Origin of the sequence: Mucilaginibacter sabulilitoris (assembly GCF_034262375.1) — a bacterium.
Taxonomy (GTDB): Bacteria; Bacteroidota; Bacteroidia; order Sphingobacteriales; family Sphingobacteriaceae; genus Mucilaginibacter; species Mucilaginibacter sabulilitoris.
In genome coordinates, this window is record NZ_CP139558.1 from 2916165 (window position 1) to 2931974 (window position 15810).

A 15810-nucleotide genomic window follows, 5' to 3' on the forward strand; every position below is an offset into this window, starting at 1 on the left:
TATGAAACCAACACAGCATCAAAGTTGCTTTAATAATTCATCTTTTTTAAGTTTATACTCGTCATCATCAAGCAGGCCCTCATCGCGCATTTCTTTCAACTCCTTTAGTTTTGATTTTACAGATGGCGTTCCGGAAGATGGCGGTTGGGCAGTGTTACTTAGATTGTATGCTGTTATGATACCTGCGCCTACTCCGCCCTGGTTACGTGCAGCATCACGCTTGGCTATCATTTTTTGTAGTTCTTCAAATGATACACCTGCCATTTGCGCGGCTTTTACATCAGCTTGAATGTTGGAAATACCCGCGATGCGAACATTAGTTTCTTCATCAAATGATGATCCTTCTATCCTGAAATCAAGCAGATTAAATCCAAAACTCTCAAACTCGCTCCTGGTTTTGACAGTGGCATCGGCTGCAATTTTTTCGAGATTACTGTCAACCTCGGCATAGGTAAATTTGGCATTTGCCAGGTAGTTGCTTATTGGTTGCGAAATGCGCGATAACAGTAATTCCTGCAAGTCATACGCATAATAGTTGGTACGGGCGGCAATAATGCTCGTAAAAAAGTTTTCCGGGTTAATAATATTTATCGAAAAATTACCGTAGGCCCGCAAATTTACGGGGAAGCCATAAACGGGGTCGGCATAGGTAATAGGTATGCGCGTACCCCAGCGTATATTAACTATATCAGCCGTACGGTAAAACCAAATCCCGGTTTTATGATCGCTTTCAAAAAAGTTTATAAATTTTTTCAGCGTGGTGATAAAGGGCTTGTTGTCTGTATCAATCTCGTAAATGCCCGATTCATTAAAAACGCCTTTAATAGTGCCTTCGTATGTGAAAATACAGCCTTGTCCGGGCTGTATAATAAGTTTTGAAGCATTTTTTATCTCATCTTTCCGCTTATCAAACTTGCGGAAAATTTCCCATTCCTGCGGATCAGACCATTGTATAATTGTCCGGAATTGGTTTCTGGTTGCATCGATAATACCCATGTTAAAAATCTATATCTGCGGATAGGTTTGATTGGTTATTTTTATACTCATCCTCAAAATGCCGTCTCCAGCCATCCTGTAATTGCTGAAAATAGGCGAGCTTTTTGGCATAATCAGGAGCCGTATAATCTAACAGATTATTCTGGTAGTTCATATAATGCATGTTTAGCGCGCCCCATTTGCCCAGGTCAATACCATAACCTTCAAGTACAGTAACAGGATCGACCCCATATTGTGCTGCGACCGACTGATGCCAGAATATTTTTTGATAAGTTTCGTAATCAGGTACCAACTGTAACAATTGCGCGGTATCGGCCGCAGGGCTTTCGGCCAAAGAGAAACGGCCTGCTTTAGGGTTGGCAAACAGTTCGCCGTATTTGGTAGCGTAAGCCATATCTTCGGTCATTAATTCGCCAAGGCGGCTGTTCCATTTGTCAATGGTTTCATCCCAAACAGGTTTTTCAAGCTGTAATATCTCTATAACCGTGCTTTCGGGCATACCTTGTGAAAGGTTTCCGCAAGCTGCTGCATATTCTTCAAATGTTACTCCGTTAATTGTTTCCATAGATAGTTAAGATTATTTAGATTGTTTTTTTATTTCAAGTTCAATATCGTGCTCCTTTGTAGATGCCGTATGGGGCATTAGTTTTATACGTTCGTCGAAATATTTTTCGTAATAAGTACGCTGTGCTTTTTTATAGATGCCGGCATCTTTATTTTCCGCGGCAATCATTTCCTTGTATTCATTAAGCGAATAAAGGGCTGCGATATTGTTTACTACATTCCAGCCAATTGCAGCATATTTGGTTTCGGGCTCAAATGTATTCACTGCGTTGCAATAGTTACAGGTTACGTATTGTGCCATAAAAAAATCCCTTTTTACTTGGAGGGGAGAGTTACACTGCGTACAAAAAAAATTACGGTTAATAAGTTGGATAGCATGGTCATAATACTTTAAGGATAGCTTACCTTCGGTAACAAAAAGCCAAAGTTGCATACGCTCATGCATGGATTCGGCCAGTTGATGCCCTTTGTATGATTCCTCTGCCCAATATATGCCATCGGCCCGCATAAGTGGTGCTACCTGTTGCTGCCAGGTATCACTGATTTTTTGGATGAGGTCGTTATATACCTGACTCTGTATGGCTTTTAAGGTTCGGAAAGCACCGTAGTAATCATAATCATTATCTTCCAGGCTATTGAGTACAGCATCTTCGCCATAAGTCAGCGATTCATTAAAGCGGGCATCAATTTTTGCAAGAAAAGCATCCCAGCGTACAACCAATTGTTCTTTCATAAAAATATTAACCGTTGTTATGGTTTATTTTGACCTCCAACTCCATAAACTTAAATCCGCAATATGCACAGGTACCAATATTGGTGTTAACAGGCCTGGGAGCACCGCAGTGCGGACATGTTACTGTGTTTACAGCCGACTGGGTTTTGAGATTATCCCATTTTTTGGCTGTTTGTTTTGAATTGTCGGCAATTTTTTTGAAAGGGTTACTCATCCTTTTGCTGTAATTTGTTTAGTGTATAGTAACAGTTTTAAAGGTAAAAAGTTCTGTTTGTTGTAACGGGAAAGTAAGATAAAGGTCCAATGTTAATTGGATCCATCAGTGAGCTTGTCTTGCTAAAGATGGAAATTGGCGAGGCTGGAATGGTATGTCCCGCTACCAGTGTTACACTGACTGCGATTTATCCAGAACAGTTACCTTTTTTGTTCGTTTGGAATACAGCAAACCCGAAACAACCAGAACAGATCCTGTTATTCCATATATGGTAACTTTCTCATTCAAAACTACAACGGCAATCAGATAACCGATAGCAGGGGTAAGGAAGAGCCATATCCCTGCCTTTATTGTATCCCGGTGTAGCAGATTTAACCATAAGGCATATGCCACTATTGAAACCGGGATAACGAGCCACATAAATGACAAATAAAAATTCTGGTCTGTATGGATAAAGTTGTTTCCGCCGTTGACAAGTACAATTGGGATAAATAAAAGCCCGCCAATTGTTATTTGCCACATATTAACAGCCATTTTTGGCAAAGCTATTTTACTCTTAGAAAAGTAGACGCTCCCTGACGATAGCGAGGTGATACCAATAATTAAAGCGATTAGACCCGTTAACGTACTATGACTATCGCGCAGATTAGGTATTGCAGCAATAATCAGCCCGGTTAGTGCTATAGCAATACCCACCCATTCAAAGGAAGTAAGCTTGCGTTTTAAAACCAATGCGGATAAAAGGATTAGTATTAATGGGTTAGTAGCTGTAGCAATGCTGATCAATCCGGCCGAAACAGTTTTAATGGCAATAAGGAAGCCAACCATATAAATGGCCACATTTAATAACCCCAACATAAATAGTTGTTTAAATTCTCTGACGGTTGGGAGTCTGCTTTCTTTTCGTTTAAATAGTAAGGCGTATAAATGCAGTAAAATAGCTACAGTAATAAAACGGATGCATGTGAGTAAAAACGGATCGACCGAATGGACAGCAAACTTTGTGGCTACGGTGGCTGATGCCCACAATATGCTAAATAACAATCCTTCCAGTATTTCCATTATAAATAATATAAATCAGGTATTTCCCGCGCCAAAAATAGTGATATGTGTTACCTGCAACTAATGTTTTCTTAAATATGAATGGAAAATGACCTGTAAGTTCAACAGCACGTATTTATTTCCATTTTTTAAGCCATTTGAATAATTAACATTTAATTTTATTTCATTAGGAAGTTTGAAAAATAAATACCTATAATTGTATTCGTGTACGTACACGAAATAAACCTGAGTTATTTTAACCCATATTTATGAAAGCACCAGCATCTAAAAATATTGTACCGCTGATGATCATTTGTATCGTGTTTTTTGTATTTGGGTTTGCTACCTGGATCAATGCCATATTGATACCTTATTTCAAGATAGCCTGTGAGCTCACAAATTTCCAGTCGTACCTTGTTACCTTCGCATTCTATATCTCATACCTCGTAATTTCAGTACCATCCTCGTTTTTACTGGAAAAGGTAGGGTTTAAAAAAGGCATGATGATAGGGTTTTGGATCATGGCTGCAGGGGCTTTCGTCTTTATTCCTGCGGCTATGACCAGGTCATATTCCCTATTCCTGATTGGTCTTTTTATTATTGGGATAGGATTGGCCATACTGCAAACCGCCGCTAATCCCTACGTAACTATATTAGGACCGGCGGACAGAGCCGCCCAGCGTATTAGTTTTATGGGTATCTGCAATAAAACCGCTGGTATTATTGCGCCGTTGTTGCTGGCGGCTGTGATTATAAAACCAAGTGATAGTCAATTATTTAAGGATATTCAATTGATGAGCGAAGTTCAAAAAGGCCACACTTTGGATATGCTGATCAGTCGAGTTATAGCTCCTTATTTAGTTGTGGGTTGCATACTAACCTTACTCGGTTTTTTAATAAGGTATTCGCCTCTGCCTGAGATTGATAAGTTGCAGAAGGAGGAAAATCCGGATGTAACCGGTCATACCAAGATATTTCACTTCCCTCACCTAATATTAGGGGCGGTTGCTATTTTCTTTCATGTTGGTTCTCAGGTTATTGCGATTGATACCATCATACCCTATGCTCAAAGTATGGGTATGTCAATAACATCGGCTAAGGTATTCCCTTCTTACACGCTCTTCGCCACTATATGTGGTTATTTGCTGGGTATCAGTCTGATACCATGGTGTATTTCTCAAAAAACTGCGCTTAGGATATGCGCTGTATTGGGACTTGTTTTATCAATACTGGTAATTGTAAGCCATTATTCGGTCAATATGCTTGGTTATCAGGTAGATATCTCATTGTGGTTTATCGTGTTTTTAGGTTTTGCTAATTCCATGATCTGGGCGGGGATATGGCCGCTGGCGCTCAATGGTTTAGGCAGATACCTGAAAATTGGTGCTTCGCTGTTAATTATGGGACTTTGTGGCAATGCTATCCTGCCGCTTTGCTATGGTTTTTTGGCCGACCATTATGATCTGCAAAAAGGTTATTTAGTGCTTTTGCCGTGTTATTTTTATATAGTTTTTTACGCATTTTATGGTTATAAGATCAAAAAATGGAATGTTTTAACATAAAATACCTTAAAAATGGATGCCTCAGGTTTAAAAATTATTAATGCAAAAATTATAACCCCAACCCGTATCATTAAGAACGGATGTTTATTAGCTCGCGATGGAAAGATCGTTGCTGTTGCCGAAGGTAATATAGACAGTGAGTCTGAAACGGTAATTGATGCCGGGGGAAAATTCCTATCGCCTGGGTTTATAGATATTCATGTGCATGGTGGGGGAGGGTATGACTTTATGGATAATACGGTTGATGCCTACTTGGAAATTGCCCGGTTGCATGCCAGTCACGGAACAACAGCTTTTACCCCTACAACCCTGAGCTGCGAACGGGAAGCCCTGTTCAAAACTTTAAGTTTATATGAGGAATCTGCACCATTAAACCTTGATGGGGCGCAGTTTTTAGGTATGCACATTGAAGGGCCGTATTTTGCCATGGAGCAGCGGGGGGCACAGGATCCCCGGTTTATCCGTTTGCCAGATCCGGAGGAGTACAAGGAGGTTTTGAGGCAATCATCTATTGTAAAAAGATGGAGCGCCGCGCCAGAGGTAAAGGGAGCGGTCGAATTTGGTCGGTATATTAAATCTAAAGGCGTATTACCTTCCATAGCGCATACCGACGCCATTTACGAAGAGGTATTGGAAGCTTATGAAAACGGCTATACCCACATTACCCATTTTTATTCCTGCATGTCGGGCGTATCGCGGCGTAATGCGTTCAGGTATGCTGGGGTTATTGAAAGTGGTTACCTGCTGGAGGACATGACCGTTGAAATTATTGCCGATGGAAGGCATTTGCCACCTGCTTTGCTCAAACTTGTTTACAAGATTAAAGGATCAGATAAAATAGCCCTGGTAACTGATGCTATGAGGGCTGCCGGTATGCCGCCCGGCGAAAGTGTGTTGGGTGATATGCGCAACGGTTTGAAGGTAATAGTAGAAGATAATGTGGCCAAACTGCCCGACAGAAGTGCCTTTGCTGGAAGTGTGGCCACCACCATTCAGCTGGTTAAAAATATGATTACCCTTGCCGACGTTCCTGTTGGCGACGCGGTAAAAATGATGACCATTACACCTGCTAAAATTATGGGAGCAGATGATAAAAAGGGCGCAATAGTAGTTGGCAAAGATGCCGACCTGGTGATTTTTGATCACGAGATTAACCTGCATACAACCATCATTGGCGGCAGGGTAGTGTATACCGTTTAGCCAATGAGATAAAAACTTATAATGCGATATCATCCATGTTAAAAGAAATAAAAAAAGAGAAACTCCGGGTGCTTGTTTTTGAAAACAGAACATCACTTGGCCAGGTAGCAGCTAAAATGGTGGCCAAAAAAATTAATCAACTGCTGCAAGCCAAACCGGTTATCAATATCATTTTTGCAGCGGCCCCGTCGCAAAATGAATTTTTAGATGCTTTGATCAATGAGCCGGATATTGAGTGGCAAAAAATAAATGCCTTTCACATGGATGAATATCTGGGCTTACCGCCCGCCGCGCCGGAGTTGTTCAGTAGCTTTCTCAAAAAAAAAATCTTTAGCCGTGTACCATTTGCATGGGTTAATTACATTAATGGGAGCCTGGTAGATTGCAAAGCCGAATGTGAACGTTACACGCAATTACTGCTGAGCAACCCGGCCGATATAGTGTGTATGGGGATTGGGGAAAATACGCATATCGCTTTTAATGACCCACATGTTGCAGACTTCAATGATCCTGAAACGGTAAAGTTGGTACAGCTTGATCTGGCATGCAGGCAGCAGCAGGTTAATGATGGTTGTTTTGATACCTTGAATGATGTTCCGGAATATGCGCTCACATTAACCATACCTGCTTTAATGAGCGCCTCGCATGTATTTTGTATGGTGCCCGGCGTCAACAAGGCACAGGCGGTAAAATATACCCTCGAGGAGCCTGTGTCTGAACATTACCCATCAACCATTTTAAAAACGCATGACCATGCTGTGCTATTTGTTGATACTGATAGTTTTAGTAAAATAGCAGCGTACAATTCATAACAAATTACATCCCATAATAAAGTAACAGCCCATGAACCGGTATAAGTACAAAAAGGGTGTCATGCTGTGCTCCGCCGAAGCATTGTGGTAAGGCCTCAGCGCTTAACCTCCTACAAGGGTCACACCTCTGCTTTTGACTTCTGCCTATTCACGGGCAAAACTCCTGCTTCGTTTTGCCTGCAGGAGCCAATTGTTATAACCTTTTACCCCCTTGCACTGTCAGAGCAGGAAATGGTTTTCTCTCTGCATTGAATCTTGCCTGATGGGAATCAAAGCTTCGAAAAATTAATCAGCGGGTACAAAAACTTAAGGAGTCCATATTTCCCTTAATACCAATGATTATATCGGCAAACGTCATTAGCGCTGTCAAAATCGTAGGAAAACACCTGTTTCCGACAAATCTGATTCTGAAAATTTAAAATTAACCACAAATAAATTTGGATAAATAGATTAACTCTCTATATTTGTTATCGTGTACGTACACGATAACAAAGTTAACGTACACGGTTGCTGATTGCATATTATCAAAGACGGGGTTTGATAATCCACGTTGTTGATAATTATGGTGCCAGGAACCATCCCAAACAGACTACCTGGAGTTGGGATCATAATCATCGGGAATGGGTGGGAGATGTGAATAGCTGACTTGCAATTTTTTCAATTCAATATAAACTCTTTGTACAACGCATTATTAAATAACCTATTTAAAAAACTCAGATTATGATTAAACAACGACCTCCAGGTGCATCTTCATTTCAAGAAACAAATAGGATGCACAATCCTATAAAATCCACTATAAATTGTTGTGGGTTTGTACGCCGTGTACTTATCCCGGCTGGTGCCAAAAAGCTATTGGCCCTGCCGATAGCGATGTTGCTGTTGTTTACAACAGCTGCAATGGCCCAAAACAAAACGGTTACCGGAAAAATAACCGACAATGCTACTAATGAACCCATAGTAGGCGCTTCTGTAAAGGTTAAAAACGAAACTAAAGGCGTAATTTCTGATGATAAGGGTATGTTCAAAATCGAGCTATCGGGAAATACCACACTTGAAATTACCAGTATCGGGTACAAGCCGGTTGAGGTTATGGCCAGTTCCGGGCAAATGATGCAAATCAAAATGATCCTCGTAAATAAGGCATTAACAGAAGTTGTTGTTGTTGGGTATGGTACCGCTAAACGCTCAGATGTAACCGGTTCTGTTTCATCCCTCCCGAAAGAAAGGCTTTCTCAATTGCCGGTGGGCGATGTATTGCAGGCCATGCAGGGAGCAGTAGCAGGTGTTAACATCTCTTCCGGAACGGCCGTACCGGGCGAATCCCCATCGGTGCTGGTGCGTGGAGTTAATACCATCAATGGTCAAACTTCGCCGCTTATTGTAATTGACGGTATCCCTTTTGAAAATGGTTCGTTAAGCGACATCAGCACCTCAGACGTGGCTTCTGTTGACGTTTTGAAAGATGTATCGGCAACGGCTATCTACGGTACACGGGGCGCCAACGGTGTTATACTCATCACCACCAAGCGCGGTAAAACAGGTAAGGCTGCCATCAATTTTAATACCTATGCCGGCTATGAGAATTTTGCGCACACCTATCAGCCTATGGGCCCCGCAGAGTATGTTCAAAAATATGCCGATTGGAAAGCACAGGCCGGGGTAACTAATGATTTTGCCGTGCCTAACCTGTATGAGCAGCAAAATTACAAAGCCGGTATCACTACTGATTGGCTTAAAGAAATTCAGCAGCAGGGTTTTATACAGGACCATACCCTGAGTGTTTCGGGGGGTAACGAGGATGTTAAGTATTATGTTTCGGGAGATTATTTTAGCCAGAAGGGGGTAATTAAAGGCTATCAGAACAAGCGTGCCAGCATCCGCTCAAATATAGATGCTAAAATAACCAATTACTTGAGCGCTGGGCTCAATCTTAACCTGGTTACCAATAACTCCGATGGCGGGAGGGCAAGTTTAAGAGGGGCTTCTGAAGTAAGCCCGTATGGCAGGCTCAGAAACCCTGACGGGACTTATGCCATTTTTCCGATGGAGGGCGAGGAGGCCATTCAAAGCCCTATGCTGGGTTTACTTAATGAACGTAACGACAGGCGGCAGAACATCATTGCCAACGTGTATGTTGAAATAAAACCCTTTAAGGATTTTAAATACCGGGTTAACGCGGGCTATACCTATACACCCACACTTTTTCAAAATTACCAGGGCAGGCTTGCCGGTGATATTGCCGGAGGTACAGCAACTGTAGATAATGGTGAAAGGAAAAGATGGATAGTTGAAAACATATTATCGTACGAGAAAAACTGGAGTAAAAACCATATTGATGTAACCGGTTTATACAGCGCCCAGGAAAATAAATTATCCTCATCGTCCATATTAGCAACCGGTTTTATTAATGATGCCTTAGTATTCAACAATCTGCAGGGAGCCAACACGGTTTCGGCATCGTCTGAAGCGATAAGCACGCAAATGGTATCGCAAATGCTGCGTTTTAATTACAATTACGACAGCAAATACCTCATTACCGCAACAGCAAGGCGCGATGGTTATTCGGCATTTGGTTCGGGCACCAATAAATATGGTTTGTTCCCGTCGGTAGCCCTGGGCTGGAATATCAGTAACGAAAGTTTTATGAGCAATGTAAGCTTTATCAACAACCTGAAATTGCGCGGTTCGTATGGCTTATCAGGTAACCAGTCGGCAGTCGACCCTACATCTACCATCTCTACATTTACTACCATTTCCATTCCGTCAAATGGTCGCCCCACTACAGGCGTAATAGCCGATGTATTGGGTAATAAAGATTTAAAATGGGAAAGCACCTACGGCAGTAACATAGGTATTGATTTTGCTATATTCAATAACCGTGTAAGCGGTACCATTGAAACATACAATACCCATACAAAAGATTTGGTGCTGTACCGCGCCCTGCCTACAGCCACAGGCTACTCGCAGGTGGTAACCAATATAGGCAAGGTGGCAAATAAAGGCCTCGAGGTATCGCTCAGGACCCAAAACATTGTGGGGACCAATTTTAAGTGGGAAACCAGCCTCAATTTTTCAACCAACAGCAATAAAATTGTTGATCTGTATGGCGATAAAAAAGATGACCGAGGCAACCGCTTTTTCATAGGCCATCCGGTTAACATTGTTTATGATTATAAGCTGCAGGGCGTATGGAAGGTTGGCGAAAATCCAGCGAACCAGGATCCAGACGCCAAACCCGGCGATTTAAAATTTGCCGATCTTGATGGCAGCGGAACCATTACCTCTGACGGAAAAGACCAGACCATCATCGGTCAGCAAATTCCAAAATGGACAGGTGGTATAACCAATACCTTTCATTACAAGAGTTTCCATCTTAATGTATTTATTCAAACCGTACAGGGTGTAACCAAAGACAATGACGCTATTGATTTTAAGGATTTTGGTGGAAGGCAGAACCTTCCCGCCGGCCTTGGCTACTGGACGGAAGCTAACCAAAGTAACGTTCGCCCCAAATTAACCTACGTGAATTACTTAAATTACGGATATCCGGAGGATGCAAGCTTTACCCGCATAAAGGATGTGACGTTGAGTTACACCATGCCAAAAAGCCTTACAGACAAGCTAAAACTTGGTGGCCTTACGGTTTACCTGAGTGGCAGAAACCTGGCCACCTTTACCAAATGGCATGGCTGGGACCCTGAAGTTGGGTATGCTACTACGGGCGATACGGAAGGCAACTATCCATTGGTGCGCACATTTATTTTGGGCGCTAATATTACACTTCGTTAATCATGATGCAGATGAAAACCTATAAGATATTTTTAGCAGTTATTGTAGCGGCAGTTTTTGTATTGCCGGCATGCAAAAAGTCCTTTTTGGACGAAAAGGTGTATTCGAAATTTACGCCCGAGGCTTTAAACGATTCGCTGGCATTTGAGGCCGGTATTGTCGGCCTGCAAAGCCAGTATTCATTATGGAACACCATGAATGAAGATAATAATGGCAACCAGGGATTTTTATGTGTTTGGCAAATGGGAACCGACGTTGCCTACAATAAAGCACCCGATGATCTTGACCCGGTATCAATTCCATACACCAATTATGAAAAACTAAACTCGGCCGATGGACCTTCGGCATTTGTGTGGAAATGGTCCTACAACATTATTAACAACGCCAATGTGGTAATTGCCAATATTGATAACCCGGCTATAAAGCTTAGCGCCGGTTTCAGGAATAAGATTAAAGGGCAAAGCATGTTCTACCGCGGGCTGGCTTATAATTACCTGGCAACGCTGTACGGCGGCGTACCATTGATCACCAAGCCACTGACCGCTCCCAAAACCGATTTTGTACGCGCGCCGGTAAAGGATGTTAATGACCTGATTATTGCCGATTTGAACTTTGCCAAGGTAAACGCTCCGTCTATTGATCAGCTGGTGGCGCAGTCGCTCCCCAATAAGTCGATGGCTTCGCAATTACTGGCAGAGGTATATTTGCGGGTAGGCGGCAAAAATGCTGAAGCAGAGGCTGAATGTAATACGATTATTAACAGCGGCGATTTTAGTCTGATCACCGAGCGGTACGGTATCAAGGCATCGCAACCCGGCGATCCGTTTGCAGACATGTTCATATTTGGCAATCAAAGAAGAAACCAGGGTAATAAAGAAGCTATATGGGTGGAAGAAACAGAGAACCCGGCATCGGTACCCAATGGGGCTGGGCCCGATCTGCAATCAAAATTCCCGGGATTCAGGTTTTTAGGCTCACAGCACCGCAGGGCCTGGGGCAGCCGGTATTATAACCAGGCAGGGATGTTGTTATGCGATAGCTTAGGGGGCAGGGGTATCAGCCGTATGGCTTTAACCTATTTTGTTTTAAACCTGTACGGCCCTAACGATATGCGTAATTCAAAATATAACCTGCGCCGTAAATATTATTATAATGATCCTTCTTCGGCCTTAAATGGCCAGTTAGTTAAACCAGGCCCGGGAATAGATACCAACCGCAATATTGTACCTAAAACCAATAAATGGGACCAGTTTGATCCGAACGACACCTTTGGCAGCAGTATGATCAAGGATTTTATTATCATGAGGCTTGGCGAAACCTATTTGCTAAAGGCCGAAGCGCAGTTTAAGCAAGGGAATACCACTGGTGCGGCCGCAAGCATTAATGTTTTGCGAACCAGAGCGCACGCTGCCCTTGTTACAGCAAGTAACATCACTATGGACTTTATCCTTGATGAAAGAGTGAGGGAACTTATTGCGGAAGAAAACCGGCGCATGACCTTAATGCGCACCGGTATGCTTTTGCAGCGTGTTGCAGGCAGGGGTCAGAAAGTTACAGGAATAGCATCAAGAAACCTGTTACTGCCAATTCCACAATCTGAAATAGATTTGAACAAAGATGCCAAGCTTGATCAAAACCCTGGTTATTGAGTGTCGCGAGCAAATCAGAGGTTCGCAGAACCACTGATTGCGAGCTGTATAAAAGATGAGGGACGGCCCCTCGGTATCGGCTTACAGGAGCGGGTACCAAACCGCCGCTAAGCTGCTTTGGTTAAGTGCCTTGGTAGTGAGCGTTAGCGGAAAAGGCATCATTAAAGGTGTCAGGTAAGTGTTAAGAAGGTGAACGCAAGTGAACCACTGATGAGGCATCGAAAGGATTAGACGATGTCAAAACCGGGTAACAGTAGCGACCCAGGGACAAGCAAGGCGGGAACCTGTTTACTGGCTTTGCGGCATCCGGTGTATAAGTGGCACGAGCTTAACACAGGCTTTTGTATGGAACGCGAGAACCTGTCGCCATCATGTTAAGGGAAAACCTCAAGTCGGTGCACCGGCAAGAGGGAAAGTACCGATGGATGGCACGGGGGCGGAACATCCCGTATTAGTAATGAAGTTCCTGTAATGGGAATGGAGCGAAGGGGATGTATTAACAGGCTTTCTATATCCGGCGCAAAACTGAGCGATCAGGAGGTAGCAAAGGATGAAAGCAAAACACGCGGAGTCAAGGACAGACCCCGGTGTATTAGTTAATAAGAGCCGTGTGATGGGAGACTATCAAGCACGGTTCTATGAGGGACTTGGGGTGAAATTCCCCAGGTCTACTCGACAATAAGCTAGTGATGATTTATAGCCCTCGAAAGAGTAATAGCTCATGGAAAACACATAAGAGAAAAGTAAAAGTCTAAGCAGAGGGGTCACCCTGAGCTCCGTCGAAGGGTTGAGCGCAGAGGCCTACCCACTATGCTTCGACGAAGCTCAGCATGACACCCCTTTGCACTTCTGTTTATTTCATGGGCTATTACGCTCGAAACGGTACTATGAATTTTACTAACCAATATGCACATTGGTTTGTGTCGGGAATAATTAAATGGTATTATTGTTATTCGTGTACGCACACGAATAACAATAATTTTAAACCTGAAATTTACACCGCCTTTCATCCTGTACAAGGTAAAGGCAATATATATATATTGAATTTATGAAGATCTATCTGCAACGTACCGCAATGTTAGTCCTGATCATGATCGGATTAAGTTTTTCCGCGTTGGCCACCAATTTAAATGCGGATGACTCAGTTAAAATAAAGGGGTTTCACCTGGATATGCGTATCCAGGTAATGAAGCCGGCCGCGTTAAAAACGTTTGTAAAAAAATTAAGCAATGACGGTATCAACACTATCATCATGGAATGGGAGGGGAGTTATCCTTTTTTAAAAGAACCGCTGATTGCCAACAGGTACGCCTATACCCGGCAGGAGGTAAAAGACTTTATTGCTTATTGCAATTCGCTGCATGTACAGGTAATACCGCTGCAGCAAAGTTTTGGCCATGTGGAGTACATCCTGAGAAACGACAGATATGCCGCCCTGCGCGAAGATCAGAAAGATTTTAGCCAGGTGTGCCCCAGCGAACCCGAACTCAATAAAAAGCTGTTCACCGAGTTATATACCGATATGGTTGCAACCCATAACTCTCCATACATACACATAGGCGGCGATGAAACCTATTTGCTGGGCCATTGCGAGAAATGTAAAAAGAGGGCTGCCGAAATTGGTTTATCGCGCCTTTATTTTGATCATATTAAAATGCTGTGCGATATTGTGGTGAGCCTTGGTAAACGACCAATAGTATGGGCAGATATTGCATTGAAATACCCCGATTATATTAACCTGCTCCCCAAACAAACCATTTTTATCGACTGGAACTATGGCTGGGATGTGAACCATTTTGGAGATCATTCCAAGCTGCTTAAATCAGGCTATGAAATCTGGGGTTCACCCTCTATCAGGAGCCACCCCGACAATTATTTCATTACCGACTGGCAAAAGCATTTCAATAACATCAGGGATTTTATCCCTTTGTCCAGAAAATTAGGTTATAAAGGCATTGTCATGACGTCTTGGTCAACATCGGGTGTTTATTCTTCCCTGTTTGAATCAGAAGATGAACTGATTGATTTGTACGCCATACGCCACGTGTATCCCTTAAGCGGTTTCAATATTCTGGTCGACTATTACCTGAAAACCTTAAAAGGACAAAAGCTAACCAACAATCAGTTTATAGCTAATTATTGCAGTACACATAATGGTTTCAGTCCGCAGCAGGCCAAACAGTTTGAGCGTGCTTTATTTTCGGCGCCATACACTGTGATGCATGGAAAGGTAAAGTCGCCAACGCCGATGACCATAGCTCAATTGCTGGATACCGCAGCAAGTTCGCTTCAAACACTAAAATCATTGCAACCGGTAAAAGATGCCCGGGAGTTTAAGCATTACATTTTAATGGCTGATATTAGGGTTTATTACCTCACCTATATGAAAATAGAGGCCGAAGTAAATGCGCCTGATTTTTCTGCGGATAGTGCGCCTTTATATGTACTGCAGCTCAAAAAAATGTTAGCTGATGAGCAACGATTAAACGAGGAATTTACAGCCTTGAATAATGATTTTCTTTATCCATCAGCAATAGATGAGGAAAATCTGCTGAGGAGCCAAAAGGTGCATGTTTTATATAATCGTTTAGCTAAAATAAAATGAAGTTTCTGAGCATTCCCTTTGTTCCGGAGGAAAACTACGCGCACGAGAAATTACCCCAGCATGTTATCGGCCATGAACCATGGAACCTTGAACAAAACCTGTCATGCACGGCGGCGTTTTCCATTTCGCATTTTGATGAAGGGATCAACCTGAAATTTTCGGTAACGGAACCATTCCTCCGGGTAAAGAAAAGAAAGATCAACGGCGAAGTTCACCGGGATAATTGTGTTGAGTTTTTCATCGCGTTTGATCAGGAAAGCTATTACTACAATTTTGAGTTCAACTGCCTCGGGTCGGTAAAGGCGGCTTACGGAAAAAATCGGCTACACCGTAAATTTTTACCCGCAGAACTTTTAAAAGGTATTGAAAATAATATGGCCATTTGTATGGATAACCTGTCGGGCGGCAAGGCTATCAGATGGGAAATCTCGATTGTTTTGCCTGTAACGGTGTTTCATTACCATCATAAAAAAACGCTGAGCGGCGAGGAATGTTCCGTGAACTTTGCAAAGTGTGGCGATAGTTTGCCTAAGCCGCATTTTTTAAGCTGGGTTGAAATTTTATCTGATAAACCCGATTTTCACCAGCCGCAGTTTTTTGGCCGTGTCAAATTTGAATCAAACCCTGTTTTAACCTTAGCCTGAT

14 protein-coding genes are annotated in these 15810 nt (G+C 42.7%); 9 read left to right on the plus strand and 5 right to left on the minus strand.

Annotation, left to right across the window (positions count from 1 at the left end; translation table 11 throughout):
- Window positions 1–18: 18 nt before the first annotated feature.
- From SNE25_RS12580 to SNE25_RS12600, 5 genes are all read right to left on the minus strand, one after another.
- Window positions 19–996, minus strand: a complete 978-nt coding sequence (locus tag SNE25_RS12580) for an SPFH domain-containing protein (protein WP_321565454.1) — start codon at window positions 994–996, stop codon at window positions 19–21.
- A 1-nt stretch (window position 997) separates the two neighbouring features.
- Complete coding sequence (locus SNE25_RS12585; protein WP_321565455.1) at window positions 998–1561, minus strand: DUF6620 family protein; 564 nt, start codon at window positions 1559–1561, stop codon at window positions 998–1000.
- A gap of 12 nt (window positions 1562–1573) precedes the next feature.
- Window positions 1574–2293 (minus strand): hypothetical protein, encoded by a 720-nt coding sequence (locus SNE25_RS12590; RefSeq protein WP_321565456.1) that lies wholly within the window; start codon window positions 2291–2293, stop codon window positions 1574–1576.
- Between the two features lie 7 nt (window positions 2294–2300).
- Window positions 2301–2507 (minus strand): hypothetical protein, encoded by a 207-nt coding sequence (locus tag SNE25_RS12595; protein WP_321565457.1) that lies wholly within the window; start codon window positions 2505–2507, stop codon window positions 2301–2303.
- Window positions 2508–2678: 171 nt separating this feature from the next.
- Window positions 2679–3569, minus strand: coding sequence for a DMT family transporter (locus SNE25_RS12600; protein ID WP_321565458.1), 891 nt, complete (start codon window positions 3567–3569; stop codon window positions 2679–2681).
- Window positions 3570–3817: 248 nt separating this feature from the next.
- Between SNE25_RS12600 and SNE25_RS12605 the strand changes: the two genes are divergently transcribed.
- The 9 genes from SNE25_RS12605 (at window position 3818) to SNE25_RS12645 (ending at window position 15809) form a co-directional block, all read left to right on the plus strand.
- A complete protein-coding gene (locus SNE25_RS12605; RefSeq protein WP_321565459.1) occupies window positions 3818–5110 on the plus strand; it encodes a sugar MFS transporter in 1293 nt (430 codons plus the stop codon).
- 12 nt (window positions 5111–5122) lie between these two features.
- Window positions 5123–6310, plus strand: coding sequence for an N-acetylglucosamine-6-phosphate deacetylase (gene nagA, locus SNE25_RS12610; protein WP_321565460.1), 1188 nt, complete (start codon window positions 5123–5125; stop codon window positions 6308–6310).
- 35 nt (window positions 6311–6345) lie between these two features.
- Window positions 6346–7122: a glucosamine-6-phosphate deaminase gene (locus tag SNE25_RS12615; protein WP_321565461.1), complete on the plus strand. Its 777-nt coding sequence runs from the start codon at window positions 6346–6348 to the stop codon at window positions 7120–7122.
- A 720-nt stretch (window positions 7123–7842) separates the two neighbouring features.
- Window positions 7843–10911 (plus strand): SusC/RagA family TonB-linked outer membrane protein, encoded by a 3069-nt coding sequence (locus SNE25_RS12620; RefSeq protein ID WP_321565462.1) that lies wholly within the window; start codon window positions 7843–7845, stop codon window positions 10909–10911.
- Between the two features lie 2 nt (window positions 10912–10913).
- On the plus strand, window positions 10914–12560 hold the full coding sequence (locus SNE25_RS12625) for a RagB/SusD family nutrient uptake outer membrane protein (RefSeq protein WP_321565463.1): 1647 nt from the start codon (window positions 10914–10916) through the stop codon (window positions 12558–12560).
- 55 nt (window positions 12561–12615) lie between these two features.
- Entirely contained in the window at window positions 12616–12738 is a 123-nt protein-coding gene (locus SNE25_RS12630; protein WP_321561241.1) for a hypothetical protein, read from the plus strand.
- A gap of 56 nt (window positions 12739–12794) precedes the next feature.
- Window positions 12795–12938: a hypothetical protein gene (locus SNE25_RS12635; RefSeq protein ID WP_321562136.1), complete on the plus strand. Its 144-nt coding sequence runs from the start codon at window positions 12795–12797 to the stop codon at window positions 12936–12938.
- A 670-nt stretch (window positions 12939–13608) separates the two neighbouring features.
- Window positions 13609–15165 carry a beta-N-acetylhexosaminidase gene (locus SNE25_RS12640; RefSeq protein WP_321565464.1) on the plus strand — a complete coding sequence of 519 codons (1557 nt, stop codon included), beginning with the start codon at window positions 13609–13611 and terminating at the stop codon, window positions 15163–15165.
- Entirely contained in the window at window positions 15162–15809 is a 648-nt protein-coding gene (locus SNE25_RS12645) for a carbohydrate-binding family 9-like protein (protein ID WP_321565465.1), read from the plus strand. The genes SNE25_RS12640 and SNE25_RS12645 overlap by 4 nt, the downstream gene beginning before the upstream one ends.
- Window position 15810: the final 1 nt, after the last annotated feature.